This is a genomic window from Mycobacterium sp. 48b, from assembly GCF_048282725.1.
In the GTDB taxonomy this organism is placed as follows: domain Bacteria; phylum Actinomycetota; class Actinomycetes; order Mycobacteriales; family Mycobacteriaceae; genus Mycobacterium.
Genome location: NZ_JBLVUL010000001.1, coordinates 2,114,024 through 2,134,341, shown reverse-complemented (window position 1 = coordinate 2,134,341; position 20,318 = coordinate 2,114,024). Strand labels below are relative to the sequence as shown.

Annotated in this window: 16 protein-coding genes; 12 read left to right on the top strand and 4 right to left on the bottom strand. The window is 67.5% G+C overall.

Features of this window, described 5'->3' with window-relative positions; genetic code table 11:
• Window positions 1-5 precede the first annotated feature (5 nt).
• Both ACNQR1_RS10215 and ACNQR1_RS10210 read right to left on the bottom strand, forming a co-directional pair.
• Entirely contained in the window at window positions 6-1,256 is a 1,251-nt protein-coding gene (locus ACNQR1_RS10215) for an FAD-dependent oxidoreductase (protein ID WP_418045756.1), read from the bottom strand.
• 8 nt (window positions 1,257-1,264) lie between these two features.
• The gene (locus ACNQR1_RS10210) at window positions 1,265-2,062 is read right to left on the bottom strand and encodes a LysA protein (RefSeq protein WP_418045754.1); all 798 of its coding nucleotides are present in this window, start codon (window positions 2,060-2,062) and stop codon (window positions 1,265-1,267) included.
• A 397-nt stretch (window positions 2,063-2,459) separates the two neighbouring features.
• Between ACNQR1_RS10210 and ACNQR1_RS10205 the strand changes: the two genes are divergently transcribed.
• Genes ACNQR1_RS10205 through ACNQR1_RS10180 form a run of 6 tightly spaced genes read left to right on the top strand, consistent with a single transcriptional unit; the run spans window position 2,460 to window position 10,497 of the window.
• Window positions 2,460-2,549 (top strand): potassium-transporting ATPase subunit F, encoded by a 90-nt coding sequence (locus tag ACNQR1_RS10205; protein ID WP_019347277.1) that lies wholly within the window; start codon window positions 2,460-2,462, stop codon window positions 2,547-2,549.
• The gene (gene kdpA / locus ACNQR1_RS10200) at window positions 2,549-4,219 is read left to right on the top strand and encodes a potassium-transporting ATPase subunit KdpA (RefSeq protein ID WP_418045752.1); all 1,671 of its coding nucleotides are present in this window, start codon (window positions 2,549-2,551) and stop codon (window positions 4,217-4,219) included. Before ACNQR1_RS10205 ends, kdpA begins: the two co-directional genes overlap by 1 nt.
• A 1-nt stretch (window position 4,220) precedes the next feature.
• Window positions 4,221-6,353, top strand: coding sequence for a potassium-transporting ATPase subunit KdpB (kdpB, locus tag ACNQR1_RS10195; protein WP_418045750.1), 2,133 nt, complete (start codon window positions 4,221-4,223; stop codon window positions 6,351-6,353).
• 1 nt (window position 6,354) lies between these two features.
• Complete coding sequence (locus ACNQR1_RS10190) at window positions 6,355-7,242, top strand: potassium-transporting ATPase subunit C (RefSeq protein ID WP_418045748.1); 888 nt, start codon at window positions 6,355-6,357, stop codon at window positions 7,240-7,242.
• Between the two features lie 19 nt (window positions 7,243-7,261).
• Entirely contained in the window at window positions 7,262-9,799 is a 2,538-nt protein-coding gene (locus tag ACNQR1_RS10185) for an ATP-binding protein (protein WP_418045746.1), read from the top strand.
• The gene (locus ACNQR1_RS10180; protein WP_418045744.1) at window positions 9,796-10,497 is read left to right on the top strand and encodes a response regulator; all 702 of its coding nucleotides are present in this window, start codon (window positions 9,796-9,798) and stop codon (window positions 10,495-10,497) included. The genes ACNQR1_RS10185 and ACNQR1_RS10180 overlap by 4 nt, the downstream gene beginning before the upstream one ends.
• A 5-nt stretch (window positions 10,498-10,502) precedes the next feature.
• Here ACNQR1_RS10180 and ACNQR1_RS10175 read toward each other — a convergent pair whose 3' ends face one another.
• Window positions 10,503-11,690, bottom strand: a complete 1,188-nt coding sequence (locus tag ACNQR1_RS10175; RefSeq protein WP_418045742.1) for a cytochrome P450 — start codon at window positions 11,688-11,690, stop codon at window positions 10,503-10,505.
• A gap of 180 nt (window positions 11,691-11,870) precedes the next feature.
• Between ACNQR1_RS10175 and ACNQR1_RS10170 the strand changes: the two genes are divergently transcribed.
• Window positions 11,871-13,751 carry a propionyl-CoA synthetase gene (locus ACNQR1_RS10170; RefSeq protein ID WP_418045740.1) on the top strand — a complete coding sequence of 627 codons (1,881 nt, stop codon included), beginning with the start codon at window positions 11,871-11,873 and terminating at the stop codon, window positions 13,749-13,751.
• Here the strand turns inward: ACNQR1_RS10170 and ACNQR1_RS10165 are convergent.
• Window positions 13,729-15,666 carry a heavy metal translocating P-type ATPase gene (locus ACNQR1_RS10165; protein WP_418045738.1) on the bottom strand — a complete coding sequence of 646 codons (1,938 nt, stop codon included), beginning with the start codon at window positions 15,664-15,666 and terminating at the stop codon, window positions 13,729-13,731. The two genes, ACNQR1_RS10170 and ACNQR1_RS10165, sit on opposite strands and share 23 nt — an antisense overlap.
• Before the next feature lie 105 nt (window positions 15,667-15,771).
• On the opposite strand from ACNQR1_RS10165, the gene ACNQR1_RS10160 reads away from it, so the two are divergent.
• From ACNQR1_RS10160 to ACNQR1_RS10140, 5 genes are all read left to right on the top strand, one after another.
• Window positions 15,772-16,125, top strand: a complete 354-nt coding sequence (locus ACNQR1_RS10160) for an ArsR/SmtB family transcription factor (protein ID WP_044521695.1) — start codon at window positions 15,772-15,774, stop codon at window positions 16,123-16,125.
• A gap of 529 nt (window positions 16,126-16,654) precedes the next feature.
• The gene (locus ACNQR1_RS10155) at window positions 16,655-17,359 is read left to right on the top strand and encodes a ZIP family metal transporter (RefSeq protein ID WP_418045736.1); all 705 of its coding nucleotides are present in this window, start codon (window positions 16,655-16,657) and stop codon (window positions 17,357-17,359) included.
• Window positions 17,360-17,384: 25 nt separating this feature from the next.
• The gene (locus tag ACNQR1_RS10150) at window positions 17,385-18,170 is read left to right on the top strand and encodes a prolipoprotein diacylglyceryl transferase (protein ID WP_418045734.1); all 786 of its coding nucleotides are present in this window, start codon (window positions 17,385-17,387) and stop codon (window positions 18,168-18,170) included.
• Window positions 18,167-18,685, top strand: a complete 519-nt coding sequence (locus ACNQR1_RS10145) for a hypothetical protein (RefSeq protein WP_418045732.1) — start codon at window positions 18,167-18,169, stop codon at window positions 18,683-18,685. Before ACNQR1_RS10150 ends, ACNQR1_RS10145 begins: the two co-directional genes overlap by 4 nt.
• Before the next feature lie 8 nt (window positions 18,686-18,693).
• Window positions 18,694-20,253, top strand: coding sequence for a radical SAM protein (locus ACNQR1_RS10140; RefSeq protein ID WP_418050333.1), 1,560 nt, complete (start codon window positions 18,694-18,696; stop codon window positions 20,251-20,253).
• Window positions 20,254-20,318: the final 65 nt, after the last annotated feature.

The following is a 20,318-nucleotide window of genomic DNA, read 5'->3' as shown; positions in this document are numbered from 1 at the left end:
CGGCATCAGCGGGCATGTTCATCACTGCCTGCGGTCGTCGCCGCGAGATCCCGGCTGATGGACGCAGCCATCCGGCGGTGGCTCACCGTCCGTAGGAACGTCGACAACACCCATGTCATCATCCGGTCCGGGACCATCGCGGCCGGCCGCAGCACGGCCTCGCCGTGGGAGACCTGCAGCGAGGCCACCCGGGACACCGCGGCGACCCGGCGGCGACGGGTCTTCTCGTACCACCGCAGCGCTGCGGGCAGATCGCCGTTGGCGCCATGGCGGAAATCCCCGATTGCCTTGCACAACACCATCGTGTCGAGCAGCGCCTGGTTGGTTCCTTGCGCGAGGGTCGGCGGCATCGTGTGCGCGGCATCGCCCAGCAGCGTCACCGCGCCCTGGCCCGGGCCCGGGACGGGGTGGCGGAAATGCGGATAGGGCGAACGCGCCAGGTCATCGTCGGTCAGCGTGGCAAGTACCTGATCGACGAGCTCGGACCATCCGGTGAAACTGGCCCGGATCACCTCGATCGGGCGTTCTGGCCTGACGAAGTCTGGTGACCACGGCAGGTCGAACCACCACTGCACCTCGGTGTCCCCGGCGGGCCACAGACCGAGGTTGCCGTGCTCCCCGACGATGACGAAGGCGACGTGCCGATCGGCCTCCTCCGGAAGGGCGGCCAGTCCTTGCCAGCTGCACCAGCCCGTGGGCTGCGCCTGCTGCGCGCCCGCGATCTCGCGAATCCTGGAATGCAGGCCGTCCGCGCCGATCACCAGATCGCCGTCCGCACAGCTGCCGTCGGCGAAGTCGACGCGAACCCCGTTGCTGCCGTTGGCGATACCCACCACCTGCATGTGACACCGAATCCGCTCCGCCGGAAAGCCTTCCAGCAGCCGTTCGAGCAGAATCCGGCGTGGCACCATCCGGACCGGCGCTCCCATCCGGCTCACGATCGCCGTCACGTCCAGGGTGGTCATCGGGCGTCCCGTCGATGTCACCACCCGCACGGTGGCCAGCTCCTGGCCGGCGCCGGTCATGTTTACGCCGAGCTGCCGCAGCACCGTTTCGCCGTTGGACCAGATCGTGACGGCGCCGCCGCCGGCCCGCACCTCGGGACGCTGCTCGAACACCGTGACGTCATGGCCGTCCCGCAGCAATCCCCGGGCGATGGAGATACCACCGACCCCGGCGCCGACAACGAGGACTCTCAGCGCCCTTTGCGGCGCTGGCTGGACGTGGTGCCGGCTCTGGGGCCGTTTAGAGCCCACGGCTCAATTTATGTCCGCTCCGGGGGCGCTGTACAGGGCTTTCCGGTTCCGGTCCAACGGGGCCCGCCCGGCCCGGCCGACACCGCCACCACCGGCCGCGGGAACCGCAGCGTCGCGCATGCGTCATCGACTGTCATCTCGATCGCCTGACCGAGCCCGGAAAGATCGCTGGGGCCGGCGTCGAAATCCAACCCGCCGCCGCCGATCCACACCCGGGTGAGCACCACGGCGTGCCTCCGGCGGATATCGGCCATGTCCGAGATCAGGTCACCGACCGTTTCCGGAAACTTTGTGAAACAGTCTTCACCCGAACCGATTTCGCGATACAAGCCGACGAGATCAAGCCGAGGCCCGGTCAGGACCGCGGTCACCGCGTCGGCAGCCGTCGGACCGAGGATCACCCGTTGCCGACGGTGCCGCACGGCACAGGACGCCAGTAGGTGGACCTGCTCGACGCTGTTGGTCACCACGCGGCCCACCCCGAGATTGGCGCTACAGAACACCAGCTCGTCACCACTGAACCCGGCGGCATGCACCATCAGACGCATCGGATGGATACCGGAGCCGATCGCGGCCGCAAGATCTGCGTTGCTGCGCACCTCGACGGCCAACCCGTGATCACGGGCCCATCTGGCCACACTGTTGTCCCGCAGTGCCCTGGCGGGCAGCGCCAGTTCCACCGGGTCGAGCGAGCGGCACCACGTGGCGCAGCGTCGCATGGCCTCCTGCTCAGGAGGACAAGCCGTTGCCGGTGTGGACATGGTGCTCATGAACGCGGTACGAATGGACGCCGTACTGATCGACACTGTCAGCAGACCTTTTCCCTCAGTGCGCCTCGGCGGGATGCCCAGCGCCTACATCGAGGATTGAGCCCGCGCAGTTCGCATGGCCAGGATCCTTGCGGTCTCTTGACGCTCGCAGCGCCTGATTTGGCGCCGTCTTTACTGCCCGTAAACGGACCCGACTCGGGCGAAATCGGCAGCCGGACTTCACCAGAAAGATTCCGTAAAGGACCGCCGACGGGGCGTAAGGAAGACGTCAAGATCGCGACTGTCGCGCGACTGCAGACGCACCCTTGATCAGTCGCCGAGATCCGGCGGCCCGAATACGTGTTGGAGAACCCATGTCCGTAGTGGTCTTCATCGTGCTGACAGTGGCGATCTTTGCGCTGCTGGGCCTGGTGCAGAAGTTGGTCGAGGGACTGTGAGCTACGAAAACGTCGTCGGCCTGGGCCTGGCGATTCTCATCGCGCTGTTTCTCTTCGCGGCGCTGCTGTTTCCGGAAAGGTTCTAGTGACTACTACAACCGCGGGGATCGTTTTCCTCGTCGTTCTCATCGCCGCGGTGGCGGCCGTGCACGTGCCGCTCGGCGACTACATGTACCGCGTGTACACGACCGAGAAGCACTCACGTGCCGAACGCGTCATCTACCGCCTGATCGGCGCCGACCCGAAGGCCGAGCAGACCTGGGGCGCCTATGCCCGCAGCGTGCTGGCCTTCTCCGCGATCAGCGTCCTGTTCCTGTTCATCCTGCAGCTGGTGCAGGGCAAGCTGCCGCTGCATCTGAACGATCCGGGCACCCCCATGACGCCCGCGTTGGCCTGGAACACCGCCATCAGCTTTGTGACCAACACGAACTGGCAGGCGTACTCGGGTGAATCCACCCAGGGCCACCTGGTGCAGATGGCCGGCCTGGCCGTGCAGAACTTCGTGTCGGCCGCCGTCGGCATGGCCGTGGCGATGGCCTTCGTCCGCGGCCTGGTCCGGCGCAACACCGGCGACCTCGGCAATTTCTGGGTCGACCTGGTGCGCGGCAATCTCCGTATCCTGCTGCCCATTTCGATCGTCGGCGCGCTGATCCTGATCGGCGGCGGAGCAATCCAGAACTTCGCGCTGCACAGCGAGGTGGTCAACACGCTCGTCGGCGGCACCCAGACCATCCCGGGCGGCCCGGTGGCCAGCCAGGAAGTCATCAAGCTGCTCGGCACCAACGGCGGCGGCTTCTACAACGCCAACTCCGCGCACCCGTTCGAGAACCCCACCACCTGGACCAACTGGGTGGAGATCTTCCTGATCCTGATGATCCCGTTCTCGCTGCCGCGGACGTTCGGCCGCATGGTCGGCAGCGTGAAGCAGGGCTATGCGATCGCCGCCGCGATGGCCGTGATCGCGACGATCAGCGTCAGCCTGATGATGCTGTTCCAGCTGCAGGCTCATGGCACCGTCCCCACCGCCACCGGCGCCGCGATGGAAGGTGTCGAGCAGCGGTTCGGCATCGCCAACTCGGCGGTGTTCGCGGACGCGACGACATTGACCTCGACCGGTGCGGTGGATTCGTTCCACGACTCCTACACCAGCCTCGGCGGCCTGATCACCATGTTCAACATGCAGCTCGGCGAGGTGGCTCCCGGCGGCGTCGGCTCCGGCCTCTACGGCATGTTGGTGCTGGCGATCATCACGGTGTTCGTCGCGGGCCTCATGGTCGGGCGCACCCCGGAATACCTGGGCAAGAAGATCACCCCGCGGGAGATCAAGCTCGCCGCAACGTATTTCCTGATCACGCCGTTGCTGGTGCTGACCGGCACAGCGGTGGCAATGGCCATGCCCGGTCAACGGGCGGGCATGCTCAACACCGGACCGCACGGCCTGTCGGAAGTGTTGTACGCCTTCACCTCGGCCGCCAACAACAACGGTTCGGCCTTCGCCGGCATCAGCGTCAACACCGAGTGGTACAACACCGCCCTCGGACTGGCGATGGTGTTCGGCCGGTTCCTGCCGATCATCTTCGTGCTGGCGCTGGCCGGATCACTGGCCAGACAGGGCAAGACACCCGAGTCCATCGGCACGCTGCCCACCCATCGACCCCAGTTCGTCGGCATGGTCGCCGGCGTCACGCTGATCCTGGTCGCCCTCACCTTCTTGCCCATGCTCGCGCTCGGGCCCCTTGCTGAAGGAATCCACTGAAATGTCAGTAACTACCCTCGCTTCACCGTCGTCCGCGCAGCCGAAACCCAACAGTTCCAAGCGAATCAAGGGCGGCCTGCTGGACCCGAAGATGCTGTGGAAGTCCACGCCCGACGCGCTGCGCAAGCTCGACCCGCGCACGCTGTGGCGCAACCCGGTGATGTTCATCGTCGAGATCGGCGCGGTCTGGAGCACCGTCCTGGCGGTCCTCAACCCGTCGTGGTTCTCCGGGCTGATCGTCCTCTGGCTCTGGCTGACGGTGATCTTCGCCAACCTGGCCGAGGCCGTCGCCGAGGGCCGCGGCAAGGCCCAGGCCGAGTCGCTGCGAAAAACCAAGACCTCCACCATGGCGCGGCGCCTGACCGACTCCGGTGCCGAAGAAGAGGTCGCCGCTCCGCTGCTGCAGCAGGGTGACGTCGTCGTGGTCGAAGCCGGCCAGGTCATCCCCGGCGACGGCGATGTCGTGGAAGGCATTGCCTCGGTGGACGAGTCGGCGATCACCGGTGAATCGGCACCCGTCATCCGGGAATCCGGTGGCGACCGCAGCGCCGTCACCGGCGGCACCACTGTGCTGTCCGACCGCATCGTCGTGCAGATCACCCAGAAGCCCGGGGAGAGCTTCATCGACCGGATGATCAACCTCGTCGAGGGCGCCAACCGGCAGAAGACCCCCAACGAGATCGCGCTCAACATCCTGCTGGCGTCGTTGACGATCATCTTCGTCTTCGCCGTCGCCACCCTGCAGCCGCTGGCCATCTTCTCCAAGGCCAACAACCCGGGCGTCGCAGACACCCTGGCGCTCAACGGAAACGGCATCTCGGGCATCGTCATGGTGTCGCTGCTGGTGTGCCTGATCCCCACCACCATCGGCGCCCTGCTCTCGGCGATCGGCATCGCGGGCATGGACCGGCTGGTGCAGCGCAACGTGCTGGCCATGTCCGGCCGCGCCGTCGAGGCCGCCGGTGACGTCAACACCCTGCTGCTCGACAAGACCGGAACCATCACGCTCGGCAACCGCCAGGCCGCCGCGTTCGTGCCGCTGTCCGGTGTCACGCCCGAGCGGCTCGCCGATGCGGCGCAGCTGTCCAGCCTGGCCGACGAGACCCCCGAGGGTCGCTCGATCGTGGTGTTCGCCAAGCAGGAGTACGGGTTACGTGGCCGCACACCCGGCGAACTCGACCAGGCGCACTGGGTCGAGTTCAGCGCCAACACCCGGATGTCCGGTGTCGACCTGTCCGGGGACCATCGCCTGCGCAAGGGCGCCACGGGTGCGGTCGCCGAATGGATCCGCTCCGAAGGCGGCAGGGTGCCGACCCAGCTCGGCGACATCGTCGACGGGATCTCCGCAGCCGGTGGCACTCCGCTGGCAGTCGGTCACGTCGTCGACGGCAAAGCCGAGGTACTCGGCGTCATCCACCTCAAGGACGTTGTCAAGCAGGGCATGCGGGAACGCTTCGACGAGATGCGCCGCATGGGCATCCGCACGGTGATGATCACCGGAGACAATCCGTTGACCGCCAAGGCCATCGCCGACGAGGCCGGGGTGGACGACTTCCTCGCCGAGGCCACGCCCGAGGACAAGATGGCGCTGATCAAGAAGGAGCAGGCCGGCGGCAAGCTGGTCGCGATGACCGGTGACGGCACCAACGACGCCCCTGCCCTGGCCCAGGCCGATGTCGGTGTCGCGATGAACAGCGGCACCTCGGCGGCCAAAGAGGCCGGCAACATGGTCGATCTCGACTCCGACCCGACCAAGCTCATCGAGATCGTCGAGATCGGCAAGCAGTTGCTGATCACCCGCGGAGCACTGACGACGTTCTCGATCGCCAACGACATCGCGAAGTACTTCGCGATCATTCCGGCGTTGTTCGTGGCCCTGTTCCCCGGCCTGGATCTGCTCAACGTCATGCGGCTGCACAGCCCGCAATCGGCGATCCTGTCCGCGGTGATCTTCAACGCGATCATCATCGTTGCGCTGATCCCGTTGGCGCTCAAGGGTGTCCGGTACACCCCGAGCAGCGCGTCCAAGCTGTTGAGCCGCAACCTCTACGTCTACGGCCTCGGCGGCATCATCGCGCCGTTCATCGGTATCAAGCTGATCGACCTCGTCGTCCAACTCTTCCCGGGAATGTGACATGAAATTCTCCAACCTGCTCCGCCAGCACGCGGCCGCCCTGCGCGCCCTGCTCGTGCTCACCGTGATCCTGGGCATCGGCTACCCGGTCTTCATCTGGCTGGTCGCCCAGCTCCCCGGCCTGCGCGACAAGGCCGACGGATCGCTGATCGAGGTGAACGGAAAGCCGGTGGGCAGCAGCCTGATCGGGCAGTCCTTCACCGACGCCGACGGCAATCCCCTGCCCCGCTACTTCCAGAGCCGCCCGTCGGCCGCCGGCGACGGCTACGACCCGATGGCCACCAGCGCGAGCAACCTCGGGCCGGAAAGCGTTGTCGACACTCCCGTCGGCGGTGCCGACAATCCGGCCGAATTCAAGCCGAGCCTGCTCACCCTGGTGTGCTCACGCAGCGCCGCGGTCGGCGAGCTCGACGGCGTCGACGGCGCCCGCCCGTTCTGCACCGGAGGCGGTGTCGGTGCGGTGCTGTCGGTGATCGGGCCACGGGATGCCCGCGGAAACGTCATCCACCCGACCAAGGTGGTCAGCGTCAACGAGCCGTGCGACACCACGACGACGCCGTTCCTCAACGCCTATGAGGGCGTGCGGGTGGAATGCGCGAAGCCGGGCGAGGATTACGCCGCCGGACTGATCGTGCCGATCCGTGGCAGCGCGCCTGCCGAGCCTGCGGTGCCGGCCGACGCGGTGACCGCCAGCGGCAGTGGTCTGGACCCGCACATCTCGTTGGCTTACGCGGATCTGCAGGTCAACCGGGTCGCCAAGGCTCGGGGTCTCAACCCCGAACTGGTGCGCTCCATGGTGGCCCAGCACACCGACGGACGCACCCTGGGCTTCTTCGGTGAACCACGGGTCAACGTGCTCGAACTCAACATCGCCCTCGACTCGCTGTAGGCACGAGGATGATGGACTTGTGAATACGCCGGCGTCCAGCCCCACCAAACGCGGTGAGCTGCGCATATACCTGGGCGCAGCTCCCGGCGTGGGCAAGACCTTCGCGATGCTCGGCGAGGCGCACCGCAGGCTCGAACGCGGCACCGACGTGGTTGCCGCGGTCGTGGAAACGCACGGGCGCAAGAAAACCGCCGACCTGATCGACGGCATCGAGATCATCCCGCCGCACTACGTCGAGTACCGCGGCGGTCGCTTTCCCGAACTCGACGTGGCCGCGGTGCTGGCCCGCAATCCGCAGGTGGTGTTGGTCGACGAGCTCGCCCACACCAACACCCCGGGTAGCAAGAACCCCAAGCGCTGGCAGGACGTCGAGGAGCTGCTCGACGCCGGCATCACCGTCATCTCGACGGTCAACGTCCAGCACCTGGAAAGCCTCAACGACGTGGTCACCCAGATCACCGGAATCGAACAGCAGGAGAAGGTTCCCGACGAGGTGGTCCGGGCCGCCGACCAGATCGAGCTGGTCGACATCACCCCGGAGGCGCTGCGCCGCAGGCTGTCCCACGGCAACGTGTACGCCCCGGAACGGGTCGACGCCGCACTGTCGAACTACTTTCGGCGCGGAAACCTCACCGCGCTGCGAGAACTCGCGCTGCTGTGGCTGGCCGACCAGGTCGACGCCGCTCTGGCCAAGTACCGTGCCGACAACAAGATCACCGACACCTGGGAAGCCCGCGAACGGGTGGTGGTCGCCGTCACCGGCGGTGCCGAGTCGGAAACCCTGGTGCGCAGGGCATCCCGCATCGCCTCGAAGTCCAGTGCGGAACTGATGGTGGTGCATGTCGTTCGCGGGGACGGACTGTCGGGTGTCTCGGCACCGCAGATGGGCAAGGTGCGGGAGCTCGCGGTGAGCCTCGGGGCCACCCTGCACACCGTGGTCGGCGACGACGTACCCGCCGCACTCCTGGATTTCGCGCGTGAGCGCAACGCCACCCAGCTGGTGCTCGGTACGTCGCGGCGGTCCCGCTGGGCCCGGATGTTCGACGAGGGCATCGGCGCCGCGGTGGTGCAGCACTCCGGCAAGATCGACGTCCACATGGTGACCCATGAGCAGGCCCGTCGCGGATTCGGCTGGTCGACGGCCACGCCCCGGCAACGCCACATCGCGTCCTGGCTTGCCAGCCTTGTGGTTCCGTCGGCGATCTGCCTGGCGATCGTGACCCTGCTGGACCCCTACCTCGGCGTCAGCGGCGAAAGCGCCCTGTTCTTCATCGGCGTGCTGATCGTCGCGCTGCTCGGTGGTGTGGCGCCCGCGGGTCTGTCCGCTCTATTGTCCGGGCTGCTGCTGAACTACTTTCTGGTCGACCCGCGCCACACCTTCACCATCTCCGAACCCGACAGCGCGGTCACCGTCGTCGTGCTGCTGTTGATCGCGGTGGCGGTCGCGGCACTGGTCGACGGGGCGGCGAGCCGGGCCCGCGAAGCGCGGAAGGCCTCGCAGGAGGCCGAACTGCTGACCCTGTTCGCCGGGTCGGTGTTGCGCGGCGCCGACCTCACCACCCTGCTGGAACGGCTACGCGAGACGTACTCGCAACGGGCGGTGAGCCTGCTGCGGGAGCACGACGGAGCCGCCGAGATCGTCGCGTGCGTCGGCACGAAGCCGTGCGCCGAGGTGGACACCGCCGACACCGCCATCGAAGTCGGCGACGACGAATTCTGGCTGCTGATGGCCGGACGGAAACTGGCCGCGCGGGATCGTCGCGTACTCAGCGCCGTCGCGAAACAGGCTGCCGGACTGGTCAAACAACGCGAGCTCACCGAGGAAGCCGGCAAGGCCGCCGCCATCGCACAGGCCGATGAACTGCGCCGCTCGCTGCTGTCGGCGGTCAGCCATGACCTGCGCACCCCGCTGGCGGCGGCCAAGGCGGCGGCCAGCAGCCTGCGCAGTGAGGACATCGGCTTCTCGGCCGAGGACACCGCTGAACTCCTGGCCACCATCGAAGAATCCGTCGATGCGCTCACGGCACTGGTCGGCAACCTGCTGGACTCGTCGCGGCTGTCGGCCGGGGTGGTGCGCCCCGAGTTGCGCCGGGTCTACCTGGAGGAGACGGTGCAGCGGGCGCTGCTGGGAATCAGCAAGGGCGCCACCGGATTCACCCGCGAGGGCCTGGACCGGGTCAAGGTCGAGGTCGGTGACGCCGTCGCGATGGCCGACGCTGGGCTGCTCGAGCGGGTGCTGGCCAACCTGATCGACAATGCCCTGCGGTATGCGCCCGACGGCCCCATCCGGGTCAGCGCCGGGCAGATCGCCGACCGGGTGCTGATCGCGGTGATCGACGAAGGGCCCGGGATGCCGCGCGGCGCAGAGGAACAACTCTTCGCACCGTTCCAGCGTCTCGGCGACCACAACACCACCATCGGCGTCGGGCTGGGCCTGTCCGTCGCCCGCGGATTCGTCGAAGCCATGGGCGGGACCATCTCGGCGACCGACACCCCCGGGGGTGGCCTGACCGTCGAAATCGATCTTGCTGCACCGCCAAAGGACGAACCGGCATGACACCTACCAACGCCACCAAGACCCGCGTCCTGGTGATCGACGACGAGCCGCAGATCCTCCGGGCACTGCGGATCAACCTGTCGGTGCGCGGCTACGAGGTCGACACCGCCACCGACGGCGGCCAGGGCTTGCGGGCCGCTGCCGACCACCGGCCCGACGTGATCGTGCTCGACCTCGGGCTGCCCGACATGTCGGGCATCGAGGTGCTGGCCGGCCTTCGCGGTTGGCTCTCGGCACCGGTGATCGTGCTCTCGGCCCGCACCGACTCCTCCGACAAGGTCGAGGCGCTCGACGCCGGGGCCGATGACTACGTCACCAAACCCTTCGGCATGGACGAGTTCCTGGCCCGGCTACGCGCCGCGGTGCGGCGTGGTGCGGCGGCATCCGAAACGGACGAGCCCGTCATCGAAACCTCGTCGTTCACCGTCGATCTCGCAGCCAAGAAGGTGACCAAGAACAACCACGAGGTGCATCTGACACCCACCGAGTGGGGCATGCTGGAGATGCTGGTGCGCAACCGCGGCAAGCTGGTGGGCCGCGAAGAACTGCTGCGTGAGGTGTGGGGGCCCGCCTATGCCAAGGAAACCCACTATCTGCGGGTCTATCTGGCGCAGCTGCGCCGCAAGCTCGAGGACGATCCGTCGCATCCGGTACACCTGCTGACCGAGGCGGGGATGGGGTACCGCTTCCAGGAGTAGCGGTTTCACGCCACCAGCATCGGCAGCCGCTCCCAACCACGCACCGTCGAGGTGGGCGACAGCGCGGCGTCGTCGAGATCCACGTCCCAGTCCGGGAATCGGGTGAGGATCTCGTCGAGCGCGATGCGGGACTCGATCCGGGCCAGTGCGGCACCCAGGCAGAAATGGGCACCGTGCCCGAACGCCAGGTGCATACCGATGTCGCGGTGGATGTCGAAGCGGTCCGGTTCGGGATACCGGCGCTCGTCGCGGTTGGCCGCGGCCATCACGATCAGCAACGCACTGCCGGCGGGCACCGTCTGCCCGTGCCACTGCGCATCGACGGCCAGGGAGCGAGCCGCGTGCGGAGCCGGGTTCTCGAACCGCAGGATCTCCTCGATCGCGTTGGGCACCAACGACCGGTCACGCACCAGTTCCCCACGCTGCTCCGGATGCTCGGCGAGCACCTTGACGGTCCATCCGATCAGTCGCGCACTGGTCTCGTTGCCTGCCCCGGCGATGACGTGCACGTAGGTCAGCAGTTCGCGCCGGGTCAGCCGGCGCCGGGTTCCGGTCTGATCCTCGAACTCGACGTTGAGCAGGTCGGTCATGATGTCGTCGGAGGGATGCTCGACGCGCCAGTCGATGTAGTCGGCGAAGGCGCCGCCCAACGCCATGTTCTGTTCGTTGATCCGCATGCCGCGTCCGGCCTTGGTGCGCATGTTGGCATTGCTCATATCGCGGATCGCGATCTGGTCGGCATCGGGAATACCCATCAGCATGCTGATCACCCGCATCGGCATCTGTGCGGCGAACTCACCGATCACATCGAAACGGCCGGTGCCGACCAACGGATCGAGGTACTCGGCGCAGTACGCCCGGATCGCCGGTTCCAGCGCGGCCACCTTCCGCGGGGTGAACACCCGCGACATCAGGGTGCGGTGGATGGTGTGGCTGGGCGGGTCCTCGGCCACGACGATGCCGGGCGGCATCTCGACACCGGACTTGATGAACTCCAGGACATTGCCCCGCCCGGAGATGAACGTGTCGCGGTCGATCAGTGCCCGCTCGACGTCGTCATAGCGGGTCACCGCGAAGAAATCGTGGGTCGCGTTGTAGTACAGCGGCGCCTCGTCCCGCAACCGTCGGTAGGTCGGATAGGGGTCGCGCGTGATCTCGACGTTGTACGGGTCGTAATCGATGTCGACTCTCATGCCGGCTCCTCGTCGTCCCGGCAATCCTGACCCGGGCCACCCGTGTCGGCGTGAGTACCGCGCTACCCGAATCGGCGCGTACCGACCGATGACCGCGCACGAGCGACCACCCGTCGCGGGCAGGCCACCGACCAGCGACAATCAGCGATTTCGACTGGCCGGACACGCTACGGTGCCGGTATGTCAGATGATGGTGCCCTGTACCGTGCTCTCTTCGAAGCCAGCCTCGACGACCCGGCCACCTTCTGGGCCGACGCCGCCAAGGCGGTGACCTGGACGTCCGAGCCGCAGCGCATTCTCGACGACACCAATCCGCCGTTCTACCGGTGGTTCCCCGACGGCGAGCTCAACACCTGCGCCAACGCCCTGGACCGTCACGTCGCCGAGCGGGGCGATCAGACCGCGCTGATCTACGACTCCCCCGTCACCGGCACCAAGGCCTCCTACACCTACCGCGAGCTGCGCGACGCCACCGCCCGGTTCGCCGGGGCCCTGCGCGGGCTCGGGGTGAACAAGGGCGATCTCGTGGTGATCTACATGCCGATGGTCCCCGAGGCCGTCATCGCGATGCTGGCCTGCGCCCGGCTCGGCGCGGTGCACTCGGTGGTGTTCGGCGGGTTCGCCGCGCACGAGCTGGCCACCCGCATCGATGACGCCCGCCCGGTGGTCGTGGTGAGCGCGTCGTGCGGCGTCGAACCGACCCGCATCGTCGAGTACAAGCCAATGTTGGACACGGCGCTGGAGATCGCCGAGCACAAGCCCCGGGCCTGCGTCGTCCTGCAGCGCGAGCAGTGTCCGTGCGAACTGGTCGACGGGCGCGATCACGACTGGCAGCAGCTGGTGGCCGACGCCGCGCCGGTCTATCCGGTGCCGGTGGCCGCGACCGATCCGCTGTACGTGCTCTACACCTCGGGTACCACCGGAAAACCCAAGGGGATCGTCCGTGACAACGGCGGCCACGCAGTGGCCCTGCTGTGGAGCATGCGCCACATCTACGACGTCGCGCCCGGTGACGTGTTCTGGGCGGCCTCCGACGTCGGCTGGGTGGTCGGCCACTCCTACATCGTCTACGCGCCATTGCTGTTGGGCGCGACAACCGTTCTCTACGAAGGCAAACCGATCGGCACCCCCGACGCGGGGGCGTTCTGGCGGGTGGCCGCCGAGTACGGCGTCAAGGCGTTGTTCACCGCCCCGACCGCGATCCGCGCGATCAAGAAGGAAGATCCCGGCGCCACCCGGCTGGCCGACTACGACCTATCCGGGCTCAAATACCTGTTCCAGGCCGGCGAGCGTCTCGACCCTGACACCTATCACTGGGCCGCCGACAAACTCGGCATCCCGGTGGTCGACCACTGGTGGCAGACCGAGACCGGATGGGCCATCGCCGCCGACCCGATGGGTGTCGAACCCCTGCCGATCAAACCCGGTTCGGCCACCGTGCCGATGCCCGGATACGACGTACAGATCCTGCGTTCGGACGGCACCCGGTGCGAGGCCGGCGAGGAAGGCGCCATCTGCATCAAGCTGCCGCTGCCCCCGGGCACGCTGCCGACGTTGTGGGGCGACGACCACCGCTATGTCGCGTCGTATCTGTCGGCATTCACCGGCTACTACCTCACCGGCGACGGCGGCTACGTGGACTCCGACGGCTACCTGTTCGTGATGGGCCGGACCGACGACGTGATCAACGTTGCCGGACACCGGTTGTCGACCGGGTCGATCGAGGCCGTGCTGGCCGATCACCCCTCGGTGGCCGAGTGCGCGGTGATCGGGGTTGCCGACGAACTCAAGGGTCAGGTGCCGCGCGGCTTCGTCGTGCTCAAGACCGGGGCCTCGACCGAGGGAATCACCCAGGAACTCGTCGACCGGGTGCGGGAGAACATCGGCGCGGTGGCGGTTTTCAAGAAGGTCGACGTGGTCTCGGCGTTGCCGAAGACCCGCTCGGGCAAGATTTTGCGCAAGACCATGCGGGGTATCGCCGACGGCCTGGACGAGCCTGTGCCCTCCACCATCGAGGATCCCGCCGTGCTCGACGCGCTCAAGGACGTCCTGCGCCCCTGAGCAGCCGCAACCCGTTGAGCGCGACCAGAATCGTCGAGCCCTCGTGGCCGGCCACCCCCAGAGGTAACGGCAAGTGCCCGAACAGGTCCCAGGCCACCAGCACGGTGATGGCGGTGGCCGCGATGACCAGATTGGCGATCACCATGCGCCGGGCTCGCCTGGACAGCGCGACCACCGAGGCGATCGCCGAGAGGTCATCGCCGACGGTGACGACGTCGGCGGTGTCGACGGTGAGATCGGCACCGCTGCGCCCCATCGCCATCGACGAATGGGCGGACGCCATGGCCGGTGCGTCGTTGACCCCGTCGCCCACCATCAGAACCCGTCGCCCACCGGATTCCAGTTCCCGGACCGCGGCGGCCTTGTCTTCGGGCAGCAGTCCGGCCCGCATCTCCTCGATGCCCAACTGCCCGGCCAATTGTGCTGCCGCCGCATGGTTGTCACCGGTGAGCAGCACCGGCGAGCGACCGGTGAGGGCACGCAGCGCCTGCACGGCTGCGGCCGCGCCCGGACGGGCCTGGTCGTGAAGCCCGAGCACCCCGATCGCTTGACCGTCGATGGTGACGACGACGGCGGTCGCCCCCGTCACCTCGATCTCGGCCACCGCAGGTATCGGCGGGCCCATGTGCGCCGCGGGGCTGAGCACCTCGACCGGGCGCCCGCCGACGCTTGCCCTGACCCCGCGGCCCGCACACGTGGAGAATCCGGTGGCCTCAGGCACCGGGACGGCGCGGACTGCCGCCTCGGCGACGATCGCGCGCCCGATCGGATGTTCACTGAATTGTTCTGCGGCAGCCGCGATTGCGAGAACGCGATCGGTCGCCACCTCACCGAGGGCCACCATGCGCGACACCCGTGGCGCGCCGGTGGTCAGCGTCCCGGTCTTGTCGAGCACGACGACGTCCGTGTCGGCCAGCCGCTCCATGGCGACCGCGGATTTCACCAGCACGCCGCGACGGCTGGCGTTGGCTATCGCGCACAGCAAGGGCGGCATCGTGGCGAGCACGACCGCGCACGGCGAAGCCACGATCATGAAAGTCATGGCGCGCAGCAGAGTTGAACGCAGATCGGCACCCAGCGCCAACGGCACCGCGAACAGCGCCAGGGTTGCGACGACCACCACCACCGAGTAGCGCTGCTCGACCTTCTCGATGAACAGCTGTGTGCCCGCCTTGGTCGCCGAGGCCACGGCGACGGCGGCGACGATCCGGGCCATCACCGTGCCCGAGGGGTCCTGGGTGACCGTGACCTGCAGCGCCCCAGAGGTGTTGAGAGTCCCGGCGAAGACGTCGTCGCCCACCTGTTTGGCGACCGGCAGCGGTTCACCGGTGATCGAGGACTGGTCGACGTCGGAGGCGCCACCGGTCACGGTGCCGTCGGCCGAGATCCGTTCCCCCGGCCGGATGAGGATGCGGTCTCCGGGCCGCAACGACTCCGCGGCGACGACGCGCTGGGAACCGTCGCCCGCGAGCAGCGTCGCGTCGGGAGGGGCCAGGTCGAGCAGACCGCGCACCGACCGTTCGGTACGCGCGGTGGCCACGTCCTCCAGCGCTCCTGACGTCGCGAAGATGACGATCAGCAGCGCGCCGTCGAAGACCTGCCCGATGGCTGCCGCACCGATCGCCGCCAGGATCATCAGCAGGTCGACATCCAGCGTGCGGTCGCGCAGCGCCTGCACGCCGGACACCGCCGATTGCCAACCGCCGGCGAGGTAGCACGCGAGATACAGCGTCCACCACAACGGTTGTGGCGCATCGGCGACCTGTGCGGCCACACCGCAGAGCATCAACACCAGGGCCGCCACGGCCCAGCGCACCGAGTCCAGCGACCAGATCCACGTGCCGATCCCTCGCGCCACCACGGGCCCCGCACCGCCGTCGGGCACCGGCAACCGGTCAGCCGACAGAGCTGTCATGGACTGCGCCTCCCGCTCGTCTTCGTCCACACATCGTAGATATTTATACATGTAGAGATTGAAATGTATCACCTACGTTTTGGGCCGCATGTTTCAATGAATGCCATGGGCCACGGAGTGGAGGGGCGAGCGACGCCGGCGGCGTCGCTCGACGCCGCTTCAGCGGCCAAAGTTGCCGAGACCCTTCAGGCGCTGGCCTCCCCCAACCGATTGCTGATCCTGACCCGGTTGCGGGAATCGCCGTGCTCGGTCACCGAACTGTCCGCGGCCGTCGGCATGGAGCAGCCCGCGGTCTCCAATCAGCTCCGGCTATTGCGGGCGCTGGGCCTGGTGACCGGCGACAGGTACGGCCGGAACATCGTGTACCGGCTCTACGACAGTCACGTGGCGCAACTTCTCGACGAAGCCATCTACCACATCGAGCATCTCCGACTGGGCGCCCGCGACACCACCGCCTGAGCCGCTAAATCCGCCGCAGACAAAGAGTTTCACGCGTTGTTCACTTGAGTGCGCGGACCCGAAACAGGACGCGTGGCAAAACTCGCGCCATTGCCGGAATCCTTTATTTTCGCGTCGACCCGAACTATTGTGAAATCGTTATATGTTGATGTCCGCCCAAACTCGGGAGTTTGCTGCCGGCCATACCGGCGGTGCCCGAACAGTGAGGAGTTGAACAACGATGCGCATGGCAACCAAGGGATCCTGCACCTGTCGCTGCAATGCCTGCGACGGTGGCCACCACTGCGGAAACCCCCCGAACTGCAACGCGCGGCGCTGACGCCGTCGGTGGCCTGTCGTCCGGGCGACCGGCGACAGGTCACCACCCCCAAACCGCTACGCCGCCTGATCATCGGGCCATAACCCCATCGATCGCACCGATCGGTCGTGCGATCTTGTGCTGCCTCGCTTCTCCGCTCGTTCTCCCCCGGCACTTTCCTCCCCGCCGCGGCTCCCCGATTCCCACCCCGCGCTGCCTTATGCTGCGGGCGTGCTCACCGCGCTGACCTGGGGCCTGGTCGCTGCATCCTCACTGCTCATCGGCGCGATCGCCGGCGTGGTCCGGGACTGGAATCAACGCCTCGTCGGCCTCGTCCTCGGTTTCGGCGCCGGGGCACTGATCTCCAGCATCTCCTTCGAACTCGCCGAGGAAGGCTTCCGGGCCAGCGGCGCCTGGGCCGTGGCCCTCGGCCTCGCGGTCGGTGCCGTCGTGTTCTATCTCGCCGACAAGGCAGTAGATCGACTGGGCCGCAAGGGAACCCAGACCGCCGGGCTGCCCCTGCTGCTCGGCGCCCTGCTCGACGGCATTCCCGAACAGGCCGCACTCGGCATCGGGATCGCGACCGGAGCCGGCGTCAGCCTGGCCCTGGTGGTCTCCATCTTCGTGTCGAACCTGCCCGAGTCCATCGGATCCGCCAGCGACATGAAATCGGCGGGTGAACCGGCCCGCCGGATTGTGGGCAGCTGGGCCGCCATCGCCGCGCTGTGCGCGCTGGCAACCGTCGGCGGCTATCAGCTGCAGAACGTGGCCGGCGCGGAATTCCAGGGCGGCATCAACGGTTTCGCCGCCGGAGCCCTGCTGGTGATGCTGGTGGGCTCGATGATCCCGGAGGCCACCGAGAAAGCCAAGGAGAACGCCGGACTGGCGGCCGTGCTGGGTTTCGCCGTTGCCGCGGGACTGTCGCTGGCCGGGTGAACAGGCCGCGGGTTAAGTTCGGCAGGTGACTGCGCAGTGGCACCTGGGGCCCGTGAGCGTCGGGGTGCACAACCTGTTCGTCGCCCTCGGGGTGTCCGCCGCGTTGCTGGTGTTCGTCGTCGAGGCCCGCCGCCGCGGCGCGGTCAACGAGCAGTCCGTGGTCGCCGCGGCCGGCGCGCTGATCGGTGGCGCGATCGGGATGAGGTTGACCGGATGGGTGCGTCACCTGGATTTCAGCGCCAATCCGACGCTGGCGCAGGCCTGGCAGTTCGGTTCGCGCAGCATCCTCGGTGGACTGCTCGGCGCCTACCTCGGGGTGCTCGTCGCCAAACGACTCGGCGGTTATCGCGGAAAGACCGGAGACCTGTTCGCCCCGGCCGTCGCACTCGGCATGGCGATCGGTCGCATCGGCTGCCATCTCACCGAAGCCCCCGGCCGCCCCACCACCCTGCCGTGGGGCATCCACGCACCGGCGGACACCCCCGAGTGTCCGGGGTGCCTCACCGGCGCCGCCATGCACCCGTCGTTTCTCTACGAGATCGGCTTCCAGCTCACCGCATTCGCCGTGCTGTTGTGGCTACGCCCCCGCGTCGGCAGGCCCGGTGAGCTGTTCGTGCTCTACGTCGCCGGCTATGCGGTGTTCCGCTTCTTCGTCGAGTTCGTCCGGGCCAACGAGACCGTCTGGCTGGATCTGACCCGCCCGCAATGGTTCCTGCTGCCGTCGTTGCTGATCCTGGGCTTTCGGCTGTGGTACGGCTACCGCCACGGGTACTATCGCAACCCAGCCCACTCTCAGGAGGTGCCCGTATGACGACACCGCCCGGCCCACCTGACGACGCACCCCCACCCGGCGAAGGCCCGCCGGAGTTCGGCCCACAAAGCTTTGAGCCACAAGGGATCCCGCCCGCATATCACGGTGACCCGTCCGCGCCTCCACCACCTCCGCCACCGCCACCGGGCTACCCCGCACATCCGTACCCGCCCGGCTATCCATACGGCCCACCGCCACAACCTCAAAAGCGCATCTCGGTTCCCATGGTGATTCTCGGCCCGTTTCTGTACGCCGCACTCAACCTGGTGATCGGGTTCGCCGCCTTCATCGGCGCCGGGAGTGCCGACAGCGCCGGCGGCAGCGCCAACGCGGTCCTCGCAGGCGGTGCGGTGTTGTTGGCCTTCATCGCGTTCGGCGGCGGCACTCTGATGCTGCTGTCGAAGAACCCGACGGCCAAAGGACTTGGCATCGGGCTGATGGTCGGCTGGGCGCTGGTCTCGCTGTTCACCGCCGGGTTCTGCACCGGCATCAACCCGGAGCTGTACGCCCTGTGAGTACCGGGATGGGGCTGCGCGGCGACCGGCTGCACCGGTACGTCACCGCGTTCTGCCCGCGCTGCCATGACGAGGCGCCCGAGCGCCCGCTCGCCGACGTCACGCGTCTGGCCGGCATCCTGGTCGAGCGTGACGGGCAGGTCTGGCTCGAACGCGGCTGCCGCACACACGGACTGGTCCGGACCCTCTACGACGAGGATCCCGAGATCCTGTCCTACCTGGAGGAGTGGACGGCCCCCACGAAGGCCCACATTCCCGATGTGGCGGGGAACTTCGACCCCATTCCCTCGGCCTATCTGCGTGGTCTGCCCGAGATGCAGACGCAGCACACCTGCATCCTGCTGGAGGACATCGCCGAGACCTGCAACCTGCGCTGCCCGACCTGTTTCACCGACAGCTCACCCGATCTACGCCATGTGGTGCCCACCGCCGACGTGTTGGCCAACGTCGACCAGCGATTGGATCGCGAGAACGGCCGCATCGACGTCCTGATGCTCAGCGGGGGCGAACCGACCCTGCACCCGAATCTGGCCGAACTGCTCGACGAACTGGTCGCCCGGCCCATCACCCGAATCCTGGTCAACAGCAACGGGGTCCGCATTGCCAACGACGACGGGCTGCTCGATCTGCTCACCGCGCACCGCGAACGCGTCGAGGTCTACCTGCAATACGACGGGTTGTCCGAGCAAGCACACCGCCATCACCGCGGCGGCGATCTGCGGCGAACCAAAGGCCAAGCTCTGCAGCGGCTCTCCGAGCGGGAGATCTTCACGACCCTGGTGATGACCTGCGCCCTCGGGGTCAACGACGACGAGATCGGGGACATGGTTCGCCTGGCCCTGGACACGCCCTACGTCGGCGGGCTCACCATCCAGCCGCAGTTCGGCTCCGGCCGCTCAGGCGTGATCGACCCGATGAACCGGCTCACCCACACCGGGGTGCTCAAACGCCTGGGACCGCAAACCGACGGCGCCGTCACCTGGCGCGACCTCACCGCCCTGCCGTGCTCGCACCCGCACTGCTGTTCGGTGGGCTATCTGGTCCGCGACGACAGCGACCAATGGCGCTCGCTGGTGTCGCTGATCGGCACCGAGAGCCTCAAGGACAAACTAGGCCTGGTCTCGAACCGCATCGCCGACACCGAGATCCCGCGTCAGCTGCGCATGGCGGTGCAGGAGTCACTGCTCGGGCTGCTCTCGGAGCAGTCGTCGTTGTCGCATCCTCAGATCGGCGACGTGTGGCGTGCCATCTGTGAGAGTTGCGACCTGGGTATGGGGACTCTGCTGACGCTGGCCTCCTCGGCGTTACCGGGGCGCCGGCGCAAGATCCGCAAGTTGCTCGGCGAACGCGTGGTGCGACTGACGGTCAAGCCGTTCATGGATATGTCCACGATGATCGAAGAGCGCCTGATTCAGTGCTGTGTGCACGTCGGAACCCGCTCGCAGCAGCCGGATACGGCCGGCCATCAGTGCGCGCCGTTCTGCGCCGTCCAGGCCTGGCCGGCACTCGGGCGTCAACGGCTGTCGCTGTCGGCCGGGCGGGCATTACCGCTCATCGAGATTCGATAGGGCGGCGAAAAACCAGGTCGTGGCACACATCGAGCTCGACTAGCAGGTCAAACGGGTTTTCTGCC